The sequence below is a fragment of the Stenotrophomonas sp. YJH_SMC_37 genome (assembly GCF_059370035.1).
The window spans coordinates 25,684-44,109 of sequence record NZ_JCAFTG010000011.1 but is presented as its reverse complement, the minus strand read 5'-3'; the positions used below and the strand labels follow the sequence as shown (position 1 = coordinate 44,109).

The window sequence follows — 18,426 nt, the reverse complement described above, 5'->3', positions numbered from 1 at the left end:
CAGGCGCATGCATCCTGCCAGCTCCCGGACAGTCAAACCAAGCGAGGTGGAGACGGCTTACTCCGGCGTGTCGGTCCGTGAGCGCCGATAGTCTTAGCCAGCAGGCGAGCGCATGCGCTGTAGCCCAGGTTCCGCTGCTCCATAATCACGCAATGGGCGCCAGCTCGAACGGTTGGAAGCGAATCACCTCATCGCCGAGCCATTCATTCAGTGCCGTAAGTCGCGTCTGCAGTGGTGACAGTTCCATCGCAGTCCATACGGTTGCCGCCTCGCGGATCGAGCCAAAGCCACCGCTGTTCTGCGGCACGATGCCCAGCAGCTGCGGCGGGGTGCGCAGCGAGGCCAGCATGTCGTCTCGGGTCACGCTCTTGATGCCGGTGAATTCATCCTTCGCCGCAACCTCGCTGACGGGAATCAGCTTCAGACCGTCCTTGCTGCCGCCCGGCGAGTGCAGGAACACGATGCGGCAGCGCTACGACCATGAACTGCCGTTGGTTCAACCGCCAGGCAGGAGAAATGCACTTGAGCGTGGAACCACGTAATTTTCCCGCCAATTTTCCCGGCGGCATGAAAAAGGCGCCCGGTGGGCGCCTAAGTCGTTGATGCAATGGTGGGCCGTGAAGGATTCGAACCTTCGACCAAAAGATTAAAAGTCTTCTGCTCTACCGACTGAGCTAACGGCCCATTGCACTGCCCCAGCCTTTCGGCGGGGTGGGCATTCTACCCTACTTTGCCGGGCCGGGTGAAACCCTGCTGCGTCGAGGTTGCCGGCCAGCGGCCAGCACTACCCGATCTGGCGAGCCCGCTTAAACCTTCCGGGCCTCACGCGCATCCCAGCTGTGATTCCCGCCCGGAGCCACGGATGCGCCTGCCCTTCTGCCTCATTGCCGCCCTTCTGCTGCCCTGCAAGGCACTGGCCGCCCCGCCCCAGGTCGTCACCGACGACATCGGCCGCTTCTGGGCCACCTATGACGCGGTGCGCGCCGAGCCCGACGTTGAACGCCAGGTCGCACTCGTGCAGGAACGCTACATCGATCCAGGCAGCCCCGGCCTGCATGCGCTGATGCAGGTGCGCCGCTACACTGCCCGCGAATACGCCGAGGCCATGCGCGCGTGGCCGCGCTTCTGGACGTCGGTACGCCCATTGACCGCCAACGCGCAGCAGGCCAGCGCCACTCTGGAGCGGGACCTGGCCGCCTTCCGCACGCTCTACCCCGCCCTGCGTCCGGCCACCACCACCTACGCAGTCGGTGTGCTGCGCACCGGCGGCACCACGCTGGGTGACAAGGTGCTGATCGGTGCCGAGATGGCGCTGGGCGATGAGCGCGTGGACGTGAGCGAACTGCCCGAAAAGATGCGCGACCGGCTACGGATCTTCTACGACAGCCGTCCGGGGGCGAACAACGCGCAGAACAACCTGCACGAGTACGTGCATACCCAGCAGCGCGAGACCACCGGCAGCCTGGCGCAGTACGTGGTGCGCGAGGGTGTGGCCGAGCGGCTGAGCGGGCGTCGGCCGGCATTGCCGCTGTATGCCTACGGGCCCGCGCACGAGCCGGAAATCCGCACGCGCTTCATTGCCGAGATGGACGGGGGTAACCTCGACAACTGGCTCTACAACAGCGCCCGCAATCCATTCGGGGTGAGTGATGTGGGGTACTACGCTGGGTATCGCATCGCGCAGGAGTACATGCGCCAGCAGGCCGACGAGAAGGCCGGTATCGCGCGGATGATCGAGTTGGACTATGCCGATCCGAAGGCGGTGCGGGCGTTCATCGAGGCGTCGGGGTGGTTGCCTGATGAGGCTGCCGGCCAGCGGCCGGCACTACCAGACTCCAGCCGCCGGTAGCGCCGGGACAGAGAGTGCGAACCAACGGTTCGCACCCACCATTGGGGCATCAGCCCCATCACCTCAGACGTACAGCGTGGGGTCCGGCACGCCGGCTTCGGCGAAACCCTGCGCGCGCAGGCGGCAGGCATCGCAGTGGCCGCAGGCGGCGCCGTTGGCGTCGGCGTTGTAGCAGGACACGGTCAGGCCGAAGTCCACGCCCAGGCGCACGCCTTCGCTGACGATCTGGCCCTTGCTGAGGAACTGCAGCGGCGCGTGTACCTTGATGCCCGCACCTTCCACGCCCGACTTGGTGGCCAGGTTGGCCAGCGCCTGGAACGCGGCCACGAACTCGGGGCGGCAGTCCGGATAGCCGGAATAATCCACGGCGTTGACGCCGCAGAAGATGTCGTTGGCACCGAGCACTTCGGCCCAGCCGAGGGCCAGCGACAGCATGATGGTGTTGCGCGCCGGTACGTAGGTGACCGGAATGCCGGCACCGCCGGCCTCGGGCACGTCGATGTCATCGGTGAGCGCCGAGCCACCGATGCTGCGCAGGTCCACGTCCACGGTCTTGTGCGCGACCACGCTCTGGGCCTTGGCCACGCGGGCGGCGGCATCCAGTTCGGAGGTATGGCGCTGGCCATAGCGCACGCTCAGGGCATGCACGGCAAAGCCCTGTTCCTGGGCCATGGCGATGACGGCGGCTGAATCCATGCCGCCGGAGAGAAGCACGACTGCCTTCTTCATGGGTAAAACATCCGGTTGGGAGGGGAAAGCCAGCACGCTGTCCCGCGCCGGAGTTACATCAGGGAACGTTGCCTGGGCTCATCGGCCCGGCTCGTCGTTCCACAGGATTTTATGCAACTGCATCTGGAAGCGCACCGGCAGGCGGTCTTCGACGATCCAGTCGGCCAGCTGGCGCGCGGTGATCTCGCCCTTGCTGGGCGAGAAGAACACGGTGCAGCGCTTCACCAGCTCGTGCTCGGCGACCAGGGCCTTGGCCCAGTCGTAGTCCTCGCGGCTGCAGATGACGAACTTGATCTGGTCGCGTGCGGTCAGCAGCGGCAGGTTCTCCCAGCGGTTGCGCGCCACTTCGGCCGACCCCGGGGTCTTGATGTCGACCACGCGCGATACACGCGGGTCCACCGCGCTGACGTCCAGCGCGCCGGAGGTTTCCAGCGAGACGTCCATGCCGGCGTCGCACAGCTTCTGCAGCAGCACCAGGCAGCGTTTCTGCGCCAGCGGCTCGCCGCCGGTCACGCAGACGTGGCGCACGCCCTGGGCCAGCACCTCGGCCACGATGTCGTCGATGTCCCACCAGGTGCCGCCATGGAAGGCATAGGCCGTATCGCAGTACTGGCAGCGCAGCGGGCAGCCGGTCAGGCGCACGAACACGGTCGGCCAGCCGGCGGTATCGGCTTCGCCCTGCAGCGAGGTGAAGATCTCGGTGATCTTCAGGCGTGGCAGGGGCGACTGCACAATCTCACTGGGCGTGGCGGCGGCGCTGGACGGGGTAACGGCGGTCATGGCGGGCACTTCTTGGTGGGACACGTGGCGGGTGGGCTACCGTGGCCGGTAACGAAAGCAGCCGAGCATGGCTCGGCTCTACAACAGCAACCGGGCGGGCATGGCCCAGCCGGTAACGAAAGCAGCCGAGCGTGGGCTCGGCTCTACAACAGCAACCAAACGGGCATATCCCTGCCGGTGACGCGAGCCGTCGGGCATGGCCCGGCGCTACCGGATCCGGGCGGGTTTGCCCGTCCGGAAACGAAAGCAGCCGAGCATGGGCTCGGCTCTACAGGGCACACATTGTACGCCCGGTCAGCGGATCAGCGGATCTGCTTGCCCAGGCGGATGGACTGCAGACGGTCCTGCGCGGTGCGCGCGGCGTCCGAGCCGGGGTACTGCGCCACGACGGTCTCCAGCGTCTGCTGGGCCTGGTCGACCTTTCCCTCGCCGTACTGCGACAGGCCGATCTTGAGCAGGCCGCCCGCGGCCTTGTCGTGGGTCGGATAGCGCGAGAGCAGCTCTCGGAACTGGGTCTCGGCCATCGGGAAATTGCGGGTGGCGTAGTAGCTCTCGCCCAGCCAGTACAGCGCGTTCGGCGCGTAGACGCCGTTCGGGTACAACTCCAGGAAGCTCAGGAACAGCTGCGCCGAATCGTCGTACCTGCCGGCCTTCAAGGCATCGAAGGCAACGTTGTAGGAGGTGCGCTCGTCACCGGTGGCGGCGAGGCTGCCGGCATCACCATGGACGGAAGGCGGCCGCTCGGAAGTGGCCGCCACTGCGGGTTTTGCCGGGGCCGGTGCGGCCTTGGGCGCGCTCGCCGGAACGGGCGGCAGGGCCGGGGCGGCGTTGCCCCCTTCCAACCGGTTCAGGCGGCTGTCCAGATCCAGGTACTGGTCCTGGGCGGACTGCTTGAGCTGGGCGTTGTCGTGCTGCAACTGCTCGATCGAGGCCTGCAGGCTGGTGACCTGCTGCCGCAGCTGATTGATCTGGTTCAACAGGTCCTGGTTGGCACTGTTGTTGTACATCTGCTGCTCGAGCGCGCCGACACGGTCAGCCAGGCTCTGTCGCTGTGCGTGCGCCGGTGCGGCAGCCACGAGGGCTGCCGCAACGACCAGCATCAGTTTGATGCCAATGCGCATGGATTACTGCGCGGTGTAGACGATTTCGACGCGACGGTTCTGCGACCAGCAGGACTCGTTCGACTCGGTGCAGACCGGACGCTCTTCACCGTAGGACACGACGGTCAGCTGCGAAGCCGAACCACCGTTGGCCTGCAGGGCCGAGCTGACGCCGTTGCCACGACGCTCACCCAGGGCCTGGTTGTACGCGCGCGAACCGCGCTCGTCGGTGTGGCCCTGCAGGGTGATGCGCGAGGACGGACGGTCACGCAGGTACTTGGCGTGGCACGCCATGATGGCCTGGAATTCCGGCTTCACGTCTTCCTTGTCCAGGTCGAAGTAGACCACGCGCTGGCGCAGGCAAGCGTCGGTGTCCAGGTCGCCCGGGCCGTACAGGCCGGAGGTCGACGGACCGGTCGGGGTGGTGGTCGAGGTGCCGGTGTCGACCGGGGCTGCCGGCTCTTCCTTCACCTTCTTCGAGCAACCGGCCAGGACGGCCACAGACAGCAGGGAAACAAGCAGAACGCGGGTGGACTTGTTCATGGCGATACCTTTGTGGCTCCTAAGCCGATGAGGGGTTCAAGACAACGAAAATATTAACACTCTTTTAGCGCTGGGTACGGTATGGGGACCATGCCGGTTCGCGCACATCACCGTCAGCCAGGACCAGGCGCTGGCGAACCCGCGCATCGGCCGACACGGCATACAACACACCACGGCCACCTTCGCGGGCGGCGTACAGCACCATGCTTGCGTTGGGCGCAAAGCTCGGCGATTCATCCAGCGAACCCGGGGACAGCGTGCTCCAGCGCGGCGAGCCCAGCGAGCTGTCCATCATCGCGATCTTGTAGCTGTTGCCCGAGCCCTGGGCGACGGCGATCTTCTTGCCATCGTAGGACACCGACGGCTTGGCATTGTAGTTGCCCTGGAAGGTCACGCGCTCGGCGCTGCCGCCGCCGGCACCGACCTTGTAGACCTGCGGACGGCCGCCGCGATCGGAGGTGAAGTACACCGCGCTGCCGTCCGGTGCCCAGGTCGGCTCGGTATCGATGGCGAAGTGGTTGGTCAGCTGGGTCAGCTGCTTGCTGCCCAGGTCCATCACGTAGATTTCCGGGTTACCTGAGCGCGACAGGGTCAGGGCCAGCTTGCGGCCGTCCGGCGAGAACGCCGGGGCGCTGTTGATGCCGCGGAAGCTGGTGACCAGCTCGCGCGCACCGGTACCGATGTTCTGGATGTAGATGGCCGAATTGCCACGCTCGAAGCTGACGTAGGCCAGCTTGCTGCCATCCGGACTCCACGACGGCGACAGCAGCGGCTCGGCCGAACGCACGATGGTCTGCGGGTTGAAGCCGTCGGAGTCGGCCACCATCAGCGCATAGCGCATGGCGTCGCCCTTGCCGCTGGCAGTCACGTAGGCGATGCGGGTCCAGAAGGCGCCGCGGATGCCGGTGATCTTCTCGTAGATGGCGTCGGCCATCTGGTGGGCGACGTCGCGCATGGCGTTGCCGCGGGCAGTCATCGCCAGGCCCAGCAGGCGCTCGCCCTTGGGCACGTCGAACAGTTCGTATTCGACGCGGTAGGCACCGGCACCGGCGTCGAGTACGCGACCGACCACGATGTAGTTCTGCTTCAGCGCGCGCCAGGTGGCGAACTGGATGTCGCCGCCACGCACCGGCTTTTCGACGATCTGCGCTTCCGGCAGCGTGCGGAACTGGCCCGAACGCTCCAGGTCGGCACGGACCACGCCGGCGACGTCGGTCTGCGGAGCGGCCGACGAACCCTGGTAGGGCATCGGCACGATGGTGATCGGCAGCGCGGAGGCATTGCCGCCGATGATGTCGATATCCAGCCCCTTCTGCTGCGCGACGGCAGCAAAGGGCAGCAACAGGGCCGCAAACACGGCAAGCCAGCGAGGCATCTTTTTCATGGAGCGCTCAATAGGGGAAACCGGAACGAGGGATAGCAAAGCAGGAGTGAACCGCTTCGCAATCATGAACCAAGGGTACGTGAATTCCGGGTCAGTTCCAGCCCGTCCTCTCACGCACCGTTAACGTCGTGGCTAACATCGCACCTGCCTGCCCCGGTCACTCCGCCCAGCGGGGCGGTGTTCGACAGAAGCCTAAAGCCTGCCCGGCCGAAACCGAGCACACCAGAGGCAAGCGCGACATCCATGGGCAGGAGTGGCCCGAGCCCCCCCCCCTGCCCTGCCCGCCTCAGCGATCCTGGGCGGTAAAAGTGAAGTTGAGCGTGCGCGCGAACACCGACTCGAAGCCGCGGTACGGCAACGGCTGCGCATTGAGCACGGCGGCCTCGATCGAACGCTTGCCGGCCTCGTCGTACGGGCAGTTCGGGCTGACCTTGGCCTGCATCACTGTGCCACCCGGAATCTGGGTGATGGTGATCTGGCAGCGCTGGCCCAACGGCACCGTATCCGGACGCACCCACTGCGACAGCACCTTGGCCTGGATCGCGGCAGCGTACTTGGCCGATAGATCGTCGCTGTTACCGCCACCACCGGCGGCTGGCTGGGATGCACCGCTGGAACCGGCGGCGGCACTGCCGGCAGCATTGCGCGCGGCGGCGACCTCGCGCAGCTTCCGCTCGGCCAGCTTGGCTTCCTTCTCGGCCTGCTCGCGGCGGGCACGGATCTCGGCGATCTTCTTCTGCTTCTCGGCCTCGGCCTTGTCAGCCGCGACGCGCTCCTGCTCGGCCTGCTTCTTCTTCTCGTCCGCTTCCTGCTGCTTGGCCAGGCGCAGCTTCTGCTCCGCTTCTTCCTGGCGCTTGCGTTCGGTCAGGTCGATCTGCTCCTGGCGGCGCTTGGCTTCCTGTTCCTGCTTGGCCTTCTCCTGCGAGATGGCCAGTGCGCTCACCGCTTCCTGGTCCTTGGTGTCCGGCTGCGCGACGCGCTCCTGCGCCTGTTGCTGCTGGGGCGTGGGCGCGTCCTGCGGGCGCGGCTCGGGAATCGGCTGCGGCGGCGGAATGGTGTCTTCCGGCACCGGGATCGGCTCGGCCACCGGCGGCGGCAGGTCTTCCAGCTTTTCCGACTGGCGCAGGGCCTGGCGCGCGGCGGACGCCTCAGACGCGGACAGCGCCAGGCTGGCCTCCACCGAAGGGTCACCGGCAGCGGCATCGGTATTGCGCTCGGGCGACCAGAACCAGGCCACGATGAAGACCAGCGCGACCAGCAGGTGCACCAGCAGTGCCAGTGCCAGGGGCAGGCCCCAGCCGGGTTCGCGCTGCTGCGGAGGTGGCAGGGCGTCAGCGTGCATCGGTGGCCAGGCCTACCTTGTCTACCTTGGCGCGCTTGATCACATCCATCGCGGCGATGACCTTCTCATAGGCCACGGCACGGTCGGCGGCGACGATCACGCGCACGCCCTTGTCCTGGGCGGCAATGCCAGCCAGGCGGCCTTCCAGTTCCTCGGCCGACACGGCGGCCGGTTCCTTGGCGTCGGGCAGCTTCAGGCTGAGCTGGCCGTCCTGGCGCACCGAGACGATCACCGGGTCCTGCTTGCTTTCCAGCGCCTTGGCGTTGGATTGCGGCAGGTCGACGTCGAAGCTCAGGGTGAGCAGCGGCGCGGTGACCATGAAGATGATCAGCAGCACCAGCATGACGTCGATGTAGGGGACGACGTTGATTTCCGATTTCAGCTTGCGGCGCTTTCGGCGGCCGATGGCAGCGGACATGGCTTGGACTCCCGGGTCAGGCGCTTACTCGTCGCCAGCGCTCTGGCGCTGCAGGATGGAGCTGAACTCTTCGGCGAAGGTCTCGAACCGCACCGACATGCGCTCCACGCGGGTGGTGAAGCGGTTGTAGGCCCACACCGCCGGGATCGCCACGAACAGGCCGATGGCGGTGGCGAACAGCGCTTCGGAGATGCCCGGCGCGACGGCGGCGATACCGGCCTGCGCACCGCTGCTGATCATGTCGTGCATGGTCACCATGATGCCGAACACGGTACCGACCAGGCCCACGTACGGGGCAGTCGAACCGATGTTGGCCAGCAGTTCCAGGTTGCGCTCAAGCTGGTCCACTTCGCGGGTGTAGGTGGTACGCATGGCACGCTGCGCGCCTTCCAGCTGCGCACGGCCGTCCAGGCGGCGCTTGTCGCGCAGGCGGGTGTACTCGCGGAAGCCGGCTTCGAAGATGGCTTCCAGGCCGGTCACGCTGCGGCTGCGGTCGGTGGCGGCGCTGTACAGCTTGCCCAGGTCGGCGCCGGACCAGAAGCGGTTCTCGAACTCGTCGGCTTCGCGGGTGGCCTGCTTGAACACGCGTGCCTTGCGGAAAATGATCACCCAGCTGACGAACGAGCCGACCAGCAGGAGCAGCACGATGATCTTCACCGGCAGGCTGGCCTTGGCCATCAGTTCGAGGTAGTTGATGCCGCCGCCGGTGGTGGCCTGGGCAAGGGTCTGTGTCGCGGCGTTGCTGACGTCGGCCGGCAGTGCCTCGGTGACCGTGGCCTGCAGGGCCAGGAGCGTTGCGATCATCCGTTGTTCCTCAGTGTTCAGATTCGGGGTGGAGGTGGGGTTGCAGCACGGCAAGGACGGCCTCGTCCATGCCACGCGGGCGGAAACTGGCCGCGTCCAGTGCGGCGATGCGGACCTGGGCCGACAGCAGCAACTCGCCGTCGCGCAGGATCTGCTGGTCGAAGACCATGCTGGCCTTCTTCAGCTGGACCAGACGGGCGCTCACCTGCAGGGTGTCATCCAGCCGTGCCGGCCTGATGAAATCCATCTGCATCGAGCGCACCGCGAAGACCATCCCATGCTCGGCGCGCATGCGCTCCTGGCCGTAGCCGAGCGCACGCATCCATTCGGTCCGGGCCCGTTCCATGAAGGCCACGTAGCGGGCGTGGTAGACCACGCCGCCTGCGTCGGTATCTTCCCAGTAAATGCGTGTCGGCCAACTGAATAGTGGCTCAACCAACATCGGGAACCTCCGCGAACAGGTCCTGCGGCGGGTTCTTCGGCTTCAGGCCCATGTGCCGGTAAGCCTTGTGGGTGGCCATGCGGCCACGCGCGGTACGCACCAGGAAGCCCTGCTGGATCAGGTAGGGCTCGACCACGTCTTCCAGCGTGCCACGCTCCTCGGACAGGGCCGCGGCCAGCGATTCGATGCCGACCGGGCCGCCATCGAAGTAGTCGACCATGGTCCTGAGCAGGCGCCGGTCGAGCTCATCAAAGCCCTCCGGGTCGACCTTCAGCATCTGCATCGCAGCCTGTGCCACGGCCTCGTCGATGTGGCCGCCCGCCTTTACCTGCGCGTAGTCGCGCACGCGGCGCAGCAGGCGGTTGGCGATACGCGGGGTGCCACGCGCGCGGCGCGCGATCTCCCCTGCCCCATCGGCGGTGCAGTCGATGGCCAGGATCGCCGCCGAACGGCGCACAATGCGGGTCAGCTCTTCGACGCTGTAGAACTCCAGCCGCTGGACGATGCCGAAGCGGTCACGCAGCGGTGCGGTCAACAGGCCGGCACGGGTGGTGGCACCGATCAGGGTGAACGGCGGCAGGTCGATCTTGATCGAGCGGGCAGCGGGGCCCTCGCCGATCATGATGTCGATCTGGAAATCTTCCATCGCCGGGTACAGCACTTCCTCCACCACCGGCGACAGGCGATGGATCTCGTCGATGAAAAGCACGTCGTGCGGCTGCAGGTTGGTCAGCAGCGCAGCCAGGTCGCCAGCCTTCTCGATCACCGGGCCGGAGGTCACGCGCAGGGCCACGCCCAGTTCGTTGGCAATGACGTGGCTGAGCGTAGTCTTTCCCAGGCCGGGCGGCCCGAAGATCAGCACGTGGTCGAGCGCGTCGCCGCGCCCCTTGGCCGCTTCGATGTAGATCTCCATCTGCTCGCGCACCGGGGCCTGGCCGAGATAGTCGGCCAGGCGCTTGGGGCGGATGCTGGCGTCGGCGGCGTCATCCTCGCGGGTGGCGCCGGCGCCGATGATGCGGTCGTCGGTCATGTGCTGATTATGCGGCAAAAGCGGGGTGATTCGGCCGGGCTGCGCCCGGCACCCGCAGAGGCAACGGCAACATCCAGAGCAACAGCCGAAGCGGGCTTCCTGGGGAATGGCGGGGTGGGTCCGGTTGCGGGGGACGCCGTAAATACGTCCATGTAGGCTCGGTCGCGCCATCCATGGCGCTCACGCACCCGCAACCGGACCCACCCCGCCTTCGACAGTTTCCTGCGGTCTGTCGGAACGGCGTTCTGCTTTGGCGGGGGCCGACCGTTGGTCCGCACGGTAGATCCACGCCATGCGTGGACGGATCTCTGGAGGAATCGACGGTGGAGATTAAATCTCCACCTGCGCGCCGAGTTCCACCAGCCGGTTACCCGGAATCCGGAAGAAGCCGGTCGCCGGCGCGGCATTCCGGTGCATCAGCGCGAACAGCTTGTCGCGCCAGATCGGCATGCCGCGGTTGGCGGTGGCCACGATGGTCTCGCGGCTGGCGAAGAAGGTGGTGTCCATCGGGTCGAAGTAGATGCCGCCGTGGTCGCACGAGCGCATCAGCGCCAGTGGGACGTCCGGGGTCTCCATGAAGCCGAAGCGCACATAGACCCGGTAGAACTCGTCGCCCACCGATTCGATCTTCAGCCGCTGCCCTTCCATCGCATACGGGATCGGCAGGGTTTCCACATGCAGGAACACGTTGCGTTCGTGCAGCACTTTGTTGTGCTTGAGGTTGTGCATCAGTGCGTGCGGGGCCACGGTCGGATCCGCAGTGAGGAACACGGCGGTGCCCGGCACGCGTACCGGCGGCGCCAGCATCAGGCCCGGCAGGAAGGTATCCAGGCGGATGCCGTCCTTGCGGATCTCATCGCGCAGCAGCTCGCGGCCCCGGCGCCAGGTACGCATCATGGTGAACAGGAAGATGCCCAGCACTACCGGGAACCAGGCGCCCTGCAGCAGCTTGGCGCCGTTGGCGATGACAAAGCCGAGGTCGATGATGAAGAACACCACGCACAGGGGCAGCAGCCAGGCGCGTGCCTTCGGCCACAACGAGCGGGCCACCAGGGCCAGCAGCAGGGTATCGATCAGCATGGTGGCCGACACCGAGATGCCGTAGGCCACGGCCAGGTTGGACGAGCTGCGGAAGGCCAGCACCAGGCCGATCACCATCACCGCGATGCCCCAGTTGATGCCCGGGATGTAGATCTGTCCGATGGTGTCATGCGAGGTGTGCTTGATGCGCATGCGCGGGATGTAGCCCAGCTGCATCGCCTGACGCGAGACCGAGAACGCACCGGTGATGACCGACTGCGAGGCAATCACCGCCGCCATGGTGGCCAGGATGATCATCGGGTACAGCGCCCACGACGGCACTGCCTCAAAGAACGGGTTCTTCAGCGCCTCGGGATGGTTGAGCACCAGTGCGCCCTGCCCCAGGTAGTTCAGCACCAGGCACGGCAGCACGAAGAAGTACCAGGCATGGCGGATCGGCTTGGCACCGAAGTGGCCCATGTCGGCGTACAGCGCTTCGCCGCCGGTCACCGCCAGTACCACCGCACCGAGAATGAAGATGCCATGCCAGCTGTGCTCCATGAAGAAGCGGATCGCCCACCACGGGTTGAAGGCTTTCAGCACTTCCGGCGCATCCACGATGTTGTAGATGCCGATCGCCGCCAGCGAAATGAACCAGACCGAGGTGATCGGGCCGAACGCCTTGCCGATCTTCTCGGTGCCGAAGCGCTGCGCCGCGAACACCATCAGCAGCACCACCACCGTGATCGGCACGATGAAGGCATGCAGGCCGGGCGCGGCCACCTCCAGGCCTTCGACCGCGCCAAGCACCGAGATCGCCGGGGTGATCACGCCGTCGCCGAAGAACAGCGAGGCGCCGAAGATGCCAAGGATGCCCACCACGTAGGCCGAGCGCGACCCGTTGCGCAGCGTGCGCTGGGTCAGCGCCATCAGCGCCATGATGCCGCCCTCGCCGTCATTGTCGGCGCGCATGATGATGGTCACGTACTTCAGCGTGACCACGATGTTCAGTGCCCAGAACGCCAGCGAGAGCACGCCCAGTACCGTGTCGTGGTCGCTGTTGAGCCCGTAGTGCGGCGAGAACGCCTCCTTCAGGGTGTACAGCGGGCTGGTACCGATATCACCGAAGACCACGCCGATCGCACCGATGATCAGCGCCAGGCCTCCGGCGGGAGGAGCGTGACCGTGGCCGCCGGGGGCAGCTGCGTGCGGGGTTTGACTGCTGGACATGGGACTCCTGGCGAGGCTCAGGCGGTTCGTTGAGAGAAAGGAAGCCGACTCAGCGCAGCGCGGACTGCAGCGCCTTGCGGATCACGGTGGCCACTTCATCGCCTTCAGTGAAGGCGTCGCGGGCCATGCGGGCCGCTTCAGCAGGCTTGTAGCCCAGCTGCTGCAGCGCCACGGTGGCATCGGAAAGCGGGTCGGCCGCGGCCGGGCCGCTGCCGGTGGGCAGCGCGCCGCCGGCACCGAACTGGGCGGCGCGGTCGCGCAGTTCCAGCACCATGCGCTCGGCGGTCTTCTTGCCGATGCCCGGAATGCGGGTCAGCGCGGTGATGTCACCGGCCTGGACCATGCGCGCGAATTCCTCGACGGTGACCCCGGACAGCACGGCCAGCGCGATCTTCGCGCCGATGCCACTGACCTTCTGCACGTCGCGGAACAGCCGCCGTTCGCCCTCGCGCAGGAAGCCGTACAGCGAGACGCTGTCTTCCTTCTGCGCGTAATGGGTGTACAGGGTGACCTCGCGGCCGAGTTCGGGCAGGTCATAGAAGGTGCTCATCGGCGCCTCCAGCTCGTAGCCCACTCCGTTCACGTCCACCACCAGCCACGGCGGCGCCTTGTAGGCGACGATGCCGCGCAGTCGACCGATCATTGCGTGCAGCTCCTCATTTGCGGCCCCACGCCTGGCGGGCACTGAGCCCCAGGCGGTTGGCCGTTGCCCTTACGTGGGCATGGGTGATCGCCACCGCCAACGCGTCGGCCGCGTCGGCCTGCAGCTTGGTTTTCAGGTTGAGCATGAGCCCGACCATGTGTTGAACCTGTTGCTTTTCGGCACCACCACGACCGACCACCGCCAGCTTGATCTCGCTGGCGGCATATTCATGCACCGGCAGGTCACGCAGCACAACGGCGGAAATCGCCGCGCCCCGGGCCTGGCCCAGCTTCAGCGCCGAATCGGGGTTGCGGGCCATGAACACGCGTTCGATGGCCACTTCCTGCGGCTGGAACTCGCGGCACAGGTCGGCCAGGCCGAGCACCAGCAGCTTCATGCGCTGCGGGAAATCGTCCGCGCCCAGCAGCACCAGCGGCTGGTGGTGCACGTAGGTGACGCGCCCGGCGGCGTCGACATCGATGATGCCGACCCCGGTCCGCTGTGAACCGGGGTCGATGCCGAGGATGCGGGTCATGCTGCGCTCCTGGCAGGGTGGAACGGGGTGCGCTGGCAGGCGTATGGGCTCATGACTGTCCGCGGTGACCGTTCAACGGCCCGCGCCCAGGCCGTCGAGGACGGCTCAGGCGTAGGCGTCGGCGCCCAGTTCGGCGTTGGAGTACACGTCCTGCACGTCGTCCAGATCTTCCAGCATGTCCAGCAGCTTCTTGACCTGCAGGGCGACCTCGCCCTCGACCTTGATGTCGTTGTCCGCGCGGAACGTGATTTCCGCGTGATCGGCGACATGGCCGGCGGCGGTCATCGCGTCCTTGACCGCGTTGAAGGCGTCAGGGCTGGTGACCACGTCGATCGAGCCGTCGTCCGGATAGACCACGATGTCATCGGCGCCGGCCTCGATGGCGGCTTCGGTGATGGCCTCCTCGTCGGCGCCCGGGGCGAAGCTGAGCACGCCCAGGCGCTTGAACATGAAGGCCACCGAGCCTTCGGTGCCCATGTTGCCGCCGCACTTGCTGAACGCATGGCGGACATCGGCCACGGTGCGCACGCGGTTGTCGGTCAGGCAGTCGACGATCACGGCCACGCCACCGGGGGCGTAGCCCTCGTAGCGGACTTCCTCGTAATCGACGCCTTCCAGTTCACCGGTGGCCTTCTTGATGGCGCGCTCGATCACGTCCTTGGACATGTTCACGGCCAGGCCCTTGTCCACCGCCACGCGCAGGCGCGGGTTGTTGTTGGGGTCGCCTCCACCGCCGCGCGCAGCGACGCCGATCTCGCGGATGATCTTGGTGAAAATCTTGCCGCGCTTCGCGTCGGACGCGTTCTTGCGGGCTTCGATGGAGGGGCCTCTACCCATGGGTGCTACCGTCTGGCTGCTTCAGGATCAAGGCGCGGATTCTACCTGATCGGGCGCTGCAACCGTGTCTAGGCCCGATGGATGCCGCTGCGCTCGCCGGGCATGGCCCGGCGCTACCGCTGGCGATCTGGTGGTGCTTTTCCCGGTAGCGCCGGGCCATGCCCGGCGAAGAGCGTGCGAACCAACGGTTCGCACCCACCCTGGTGCCGTTCGCACCCACCCTGGTGCCGTTCGCACCCACCCTGGCAGGCCGTTCGCTCCCACCAACTTAGGCGGCGGCGGCGTCGCGGCTGTGGTCGAAACGGCCATGACGCAGGAAATGCGCGGTCTGCCGCGCGGCGTCGGGCGATACCACCAGGCCGCTGTGGCTGGTGCGCACCACGCAATGGTCGGCCAGCCCCGGCAGGCGGGTCTCGGCCAGTGCCACGGTGCCGTCGGAGGCATCGTCGATGGCACCCAGCAGGCTGCCCAGCCCATGCGGTACCGAGCCGGCGATCAGGCCAACCTCCGCCCGGCCCTGCCAGTCCGGCAGGCCATCGAGCAGCAGCTCGCTGCTGCGGCCCAGCGCCAGGCCCCAGCCGTGCTCGGACAACGAGCGTGCGGTACCACTGCCGCGCAGCGGCGAACCCAGGCAGACCACGCGCTGCACCGGCAGCTGCGGATTGCGCCGCAGCGCTTCCAGCGCCAGCAGCCCGCCCAGGCTGTGGCCGACCAAACTCAGCGGGCCGGCGTCGGCCAGCCGCTCCAGCAGCTGCGGTACGGCCACGTCCGGGCCACCGAACACCGAGGAATAACCAAACGCGTGCACCTGGAAGCCGCGCGCGCGCAGGCGCCAGGCCAGCGGCCCGACCCAGGCGCGGGCATTCCAGATGCCATGCAGCAGCAATACGGGGGGAGTCATGCAAACAGCCTGGCGGTCAGCGGGGCAGGAACGTACGGTGATTGAACACGCGCGCGCAGCAAGCGGCAGTGAACATCAGGCCGCGCGCGGTGCGCGGCGCAGGATGAATTCGAGATCGTTCGTGTCGCCCACCGGGAACAGGTATTCGCCGGCCTTCTCGAAACCGTAGCGGGCGTAGAAGCGCTGTGCGCCGAAGTTCTCCGACCACACGCCCAACCACAGGGTGCGCGGGCCCTCGTGTTCCAGCCAAGCCAGCGCGGTTTCCAGCAGGCGGCTGCCCCAGCCGCAGCTTTGCTGCGTCTTGATCAGGTACAGGCGCTTGAGTTCGCCGTCACCGGGCTTCACGTCCGGGTGCGGCAGGCCGCAGGGGCCGGCGGCGGCATGGCCGACCGCCTCCCCATCCAGTTCCAGCAGCCACACCGCGTAATCGGGGTGGGCCAGGATCACGCGCTGGCGCTCGACCGCGTAGGCCTCCTCCAGGAAGGCCTGCAGGTCCTGCGGCGGGTACAGATGGCCGAAGGTTTCAGTGAACGTGCGGGCGGCCAGCGCCGACAGGGTCGGCGCGTCGTCCACAGTGGCGCGGCGGATCGAATACATGCAGGAAGTTGACGCCAGGGCGAAGCAGGGGTCAAGCCTTTTCAGGCGACTCCGCTTCTTCTTCCCCGTCCTCTTCCTCGTACTCCTCTTCGTCCTCGTCCTCTTCTTCCTCGCCTTCCTCGTCCTCGTCGTACTCTTCCTCTTCGTCGTCCTCGTAATCCTCGACGCCGAAGTCTTCACCGTCCCAACGGCCTTCGCCGTCGGCGACGAAGGTCAGGGCCATCGCCGCCGGGTTGGTACCGACGCGGACCAGCCAACCACCGAACACCCGTGCACGCTCGGTGACCAGGTTGGCCTCGGAGCCTTCATTGCCCAGCTTTTCCCACTCCAGCGAAAACGCAAACTCGGTCATTGCCTGGATCTCCTGATCAGTTGGTCTTGGGGCGAACCTGGATGTGCACTTCGGCCAGCTGCGCGTCGACGATCGGCGACGGCGCGTCGGTCATCAGATCCTGTGCACCGGTAGTCTTCGGGAACGGGATGACGTCGCGGATCGATTCGGTGCCGGCCATCAGCGCGGCGATGCGGTCGATGCCGAAGGCGATGCCGCCGTGCGGCGGCGCGCCGTAGTTCAGCGCGTCGAGCAGGAAGCCGAACTTGGCGCGGGCCTCTTCGGCACCGATGCCGAGCAGCTCGAACACCGCGCTCTGCATGTCCGGACGGTGGATACGGATCGAACCACCGCCGATCTCATTGCCGTTGAGCACCATGTCGTAGCCGCGCGAAACGGCGGTACGGGCGTTGGCGCGCAGGTCGGCGATGTCGTCCACGGCCGGTGCGGTGAAGGGGTGATGCAGGGCGACGTAACGCTGTTCTTCCTCGTCCCATTCGAACATCGGGAAGTCGGTGACCCACAGCGGCGCCCAGCCGTCGGCGACCAGGCCGAAGTCCTTGCCGGCCTTCAGGCGCAGCGCGCCCATGAAGTCGGAGACCTTGTTGTAGCCACCGGCACCGAAGAACACGATGTCGCCGTTGCCGGCGCCAACATGGGCCACCAGCGCAGCGAAGGAGGCCTCGCTGAAGAACTTCTGGATCGGCGAGCTGATTTCGCCGTTGTCGGCGATCTTGATGTAGGCCAGGCCCTTGGCGCCGTACTTGGCGGCGTGCGCGGCGTACTCGTCGATCTGCTTGCGGCTCAGCGCTGCGCCGCCCGGGATCCGCAGCGCGGCGACGCGGCCTTCGGCATCGTTGGCCGGGCCGGTGAACACTGCGAACTCGCTGTCCTTGACCAGTTCAGCCACGTCGACCAGCTCCAGCGCGATGCGCAGGTCCGGCTTGTCCGAACCGTAGCGACGCATCGCCTCGGCCCAGGTCATGCGCGGGAAGCTGGCATCCAGCTGGACGTCGACCACTTCCTTGAAGATGGCGCGGATCATGTCTTCGACGAAGTCCTGCACGTCGCGCTCGCGCACGAAGGCGAATTCCATGTCCAGCTGGGTGAACTCCAGCTGGCGGTCGGCACGCAGTGCTTCATCGCGGAAGCAGCGCGCGATCTGGTAGTAACGGTCGAAGCCGGCCACCATCAGGATCTGCTTGAACAGCTGCGGGCTCTGCGGCAGGGCATAGAACTCGCCCGGGTGCATGCGCGCCGGCACCAGGAAGTCGCGCGCGCCTTCCGGGGTGGCCTTGGTCAGGATCGGGGTCTCGATGTCCTGGAAGCCCTTCTCGTCCAGGTGGCGGCGCAGGGCCTGCACCAGCTTGATGCGGGTGCGCTGCATGCGCTGCATTTCCGGACGGCGCAGGTCCAGGTAGCGGTACTTCAGGCGGGTTTCCTCGCCCGGGTTCTCGTGCGCGTGGAACGGCAGCGGCGCGGCCTTGTTCAGCACGGTGATGGCGGTGGCGATCACTTCCACCTTGCCGGTGCGCATCTTGTCGTTCACCGCGTGGCGTGCACGCACGACGCCTTCCACCTGCAGCACATCCTCATAGCCCAGCGACGCGGCCACGGCGAACACGTCGGCGTTGTCGACTTCCACGGTCACCTGCACGATGCCTTCATGATCGCGGAGATCGATGAAGCAGACGCCGCCCTGGTTACGGGCCACGTCGGTCCAGCCGGCGAGGGTGACAGTCTGGCCAATCAGGGTCTCATCGACCAGGCCGCAGAAGTGGGTACGCATGGGGGGAAGCTCCGCTGGAGAACGCCGGCACCGGATGGGGGCCGGAAAGCCTCGTATTCTGCGGCCGAGGCCCCGGCCGGGGCAAATCCGGCCAGTCACACCGGCTTGATCGCCTCCCTCCC

Annotated in this window: 19 protein-coding genes, 1 tRNA gene and 1 pseudogene; 1 reads left to right on the top strand and 20 read right to left on the bottom strand. The window is 66.7% G+C overall.

Going from position 1 to position 18,426, the window contains the following annotated elements; all coding sequences use genetic code 11:
- Positions 1-145: 145 nt before the first annotated feature.
- Together AC5P8J_RS15675 and AC5P8J_RS15670 are read right to left on the bottom strand one after the other, a co-directional pair.
- Positions 146-466: pseudogene (locus AC5P8J_RS15675) on the bottom strand (phage portal protein); the annotation flags it as partial.
- A 142-nt stretch (positions 467-608) separates the two neighbouring features.
- Positions 609-684 (bottom strand) — tRNA-Lys (locus tag AC5P8J_RS15670).
- Positions 685-862: 178 nt separating this feature from the next.
- On the opposite strand from AC5P8J_RS15670, the gene AC5P8J_RS15665 reads away from it, so the two are divergent.
- Positions 863-1,849: a DUF2268 domain-containing putative Zn-dependent protease gene (locus AC5P8J_RS15665; RefSeq protein ID WP_495216947.1), complete on the top strand. Its 987-nt coding sequence runs from the start codon at positions 863-865 to the stop codon at positions 1,847-1,849.
- A gap of 63 nt (positions 1,850-1,912) precedes the next feature.
- On the opposite strand, the gene queC is transcribed toward AC5P8J_RS15665, so the two are convergent.
- The 18 genes from queC to aspS form a co-directional block, all read right to left on the bottom strand.
- Positions 1,913-2,578 carry a 7-cyano-7-deazaguanine synthase QueC gene (gene queC / locus AC5P8J_RS15660; RefSeq protein WP_227854163.1) on the bottom strand — a complete coding sequence of 222 codons (666 nt, stop codon included), beginning with the start codon at positions 2,576-2,578 and terminating at the stop codon, positions 1,913-1,915.
- A gap of 78 nt (positions 2,579-2,656) precedes the next feature.
- Entirely contained in the window at positions 2,657-3,358 is a 702-nt protein-coding gene (gene queE, locus AC5P8J_RS15655) for a 7-carboxy-7-deazaguanine synthase QueE (protein ID WP_019660124.1), read from the bottom strand.
- A 302-nt stretch (positions 3,359-3,660) separates the two neighbouring features.
- Positions 3,661-4,479, bottom strand: a complete 819-nt coding sequence (ybgF, locus tag AC5P8J_RS15650) for a tol-pal system protein YbgF (RefSeq protein WP_227852996.1) — start codon at positions 4,477-4,479, stop codon at positions 3,661-3,663.
- Positions 4,480-4,482: 3 nt separating this feature from the next.
- Positions 4,483-5,001, bottom strand: coding sequence for a peptidoglycan-associated lipoprotein Pal (gene pal / locus AC5P8J_RS15645; protein WP_005418510.1), 519 nt, complete (start codon positions 4,999-5,001; stop codon positions 4,483-4,485).
- Positions 5,002-5,065: 64 nt separating this feature from the next.
- The gene (tolB, locus tag AC5P8J_RS15640; protein ID WP_087802765.1) at positions 5,066-6,385 is read right to left on the bottom strand and encodes a Tol-Pal system beta propeller repeat protein TolB; all 1,320 of its coding nucleotides are present in this window, start codon (positions 6,383-6,385) and stop codon (positions 5,066-5,068) included.
- 286 nt (positions 6,386-6,671) lie between these two features.
- Positions 6,672-7,727 carry a cell envelope integrity protein TolA gene (tolA, locus tag AC5P8J_RS15635; protein ID WP_478436010.1) on the bottom strand — a complete coding sequence of 352 codons (1,056 nt, stop codon included), beginning with the start codon at positions 7,725-7,727 and terminating at the stop codon, positions 6,672-6,674.
- Positions 7,717-8,145, bottom strand: a complete 429-nt coding sequence (gene tolR / locus AC5P8J_RS15630) for a protein TolR (RefSeq protein ID WP_006438804.1) — start codon at positions 8,143-8,145, stop codon at positions 7,717-7,719. Before tolR ends, tolA begins: the two co-directional genes overlap by 11 nt.
- 24 nt (positions 8,146-8,169) lie before the next feature.
- Positions 8,170-8,949, bottom strand: a complete 780-nt coding sequence (gene tolQ / locus AC5P8J_RS15625; protein WP_005410752.1) for a protein TolQ — start codon at positions 8,947-8,949, stop codon at positions 8,170-8,172.
- Between the two features lie 10 nt (positions 8,950-8,959).
- Positions 8,960-9,391, bottom strand: coding sequence for a tol-pal system-associated acyl-CoA thioesterase (ybgC, locus tag AC5P8J_RS15620; RefSeq protein ID WP_019660128.1), 432 nt, complete (start codon positions 9,389-9,391; stop codon positions 8,960-8,962).
- On the bottom strand, positions 9,381-10,421 hold the full coding sequence (gene ruvB / locus AC5P8J_RS15615; RefSeq protein WP_019660129.1) for a Holliday junction branch migration DNA helicase RuvB: 1,041 nt from the start codon (positions 10,419-10,421) through the stop codon (positions 9,381-9,383). Before ruvB ends, ybgC begins: the two co-directional genes overlap by 11 nt.
- 330 nt (positions 10,422-10,751) lie before the next feature.
- Positions 10,752-12,671 (bottom strand): potassium transporter Kup, encoded by a 1,920-nt coding sequence (locus tag AC5P8J_RS15610; protein ID WP_021203145.1) that lies wholly within the window; start codon positions 12,669-12,671, stop codon positions 10,752-10,754.
- A 49-nt stretch (positions 12,672-12,720) separates the two neighbouring features.
- Positions 12,721-13,314 carry a Holliday junction branch migration protein RuvA gene (gene ruvA / locus AC5P8J_RS15605; protein WP_019660131.1) on the bottom strand — a complete coding sequence of 198 codons (594 nt, stop codon included), beginning with the start codon at positions 13,312-13,314 and terminating at the stop codon, positions 12,721-12,723.
- Positions 13,315-13,327: 13 nt separating this feature from the next.
- Positions 13,328-13,849 carry a crossover junction endodeoxyribonuclease RuvC gene (ruvC, locus tag AC5P8J_RS15600; RefSeq protein ID WP_019660132.1) on the bottom strand — a complete coding sequence of 174 codons (522 nt, stop codon included), beginning with the start codon at positions 13,847-13,849 and terminating at the stop codon, positions 13,328-13,330.
- 105 nt (positions 13,850-13,954) lie between these two features.
- Complete coding sequence (locus tag AC5P8J_RS15595; protein ID WP_019660133.1) at positions 13,955-14,686, bottom strand: YebC/PmpR family DNA-binding transcriptional regulator; 732 nt, start codon at positions 14,684-14,686, stop codon at positions 13,955-13,957.
- A 268-nt stretch (positions 14,687-14,954) separates the two neighbouring features.
- Positions 14,955-15,587 (bottom strand): esterase/lipase family protein, encoded by a 633-nt coding sequence (locus AC5P8J_RS15590; protein WP_019660134.1) that lies wholly within the window; start codon positions 15,585-15,587, stop codon positions 14,955-14,957.
- Positions 15,588-15,662: 75 nt separating this feature from the next.
- Positions 15,663-16,184 (bottom strand): GNAT family N-acetyltransferase, encoded by a 522-nt coding sequence (locus tag AC5P8J_RS15585; RefSeq protein ID WP_021203144.1) that lies wholly within the window; start codon positions 16,182-16,184, stop codon positions 15,663-15,665.
- A 31-nt stretch (positions 16,185-16,215) separates the two neighbouring features.
- Entirely contained in the window at positions 16,216-16,536 is a 321-nt protein-coding gene (locus AC5P8J_RS15580) for a hypothetical protein (RefSeq protein ID WP_019660136.1), read from the bottom strand.
- A 16-nt stretch (positions 16,537-16,552) separates the two neighbouring features.
- A complete protein-coding gene (aspS, locus tag AC5P8J_RS15575) occupies positions 16,553-18,304 on the bottom strand; it encodes an aspartate--tRNA ligase (protein ID WP_111098900.1) in 1,752 nt (583 codons plus the stop codon).
- Positions 18,305-18,426 lie beyond the last annotated feature (122 nt).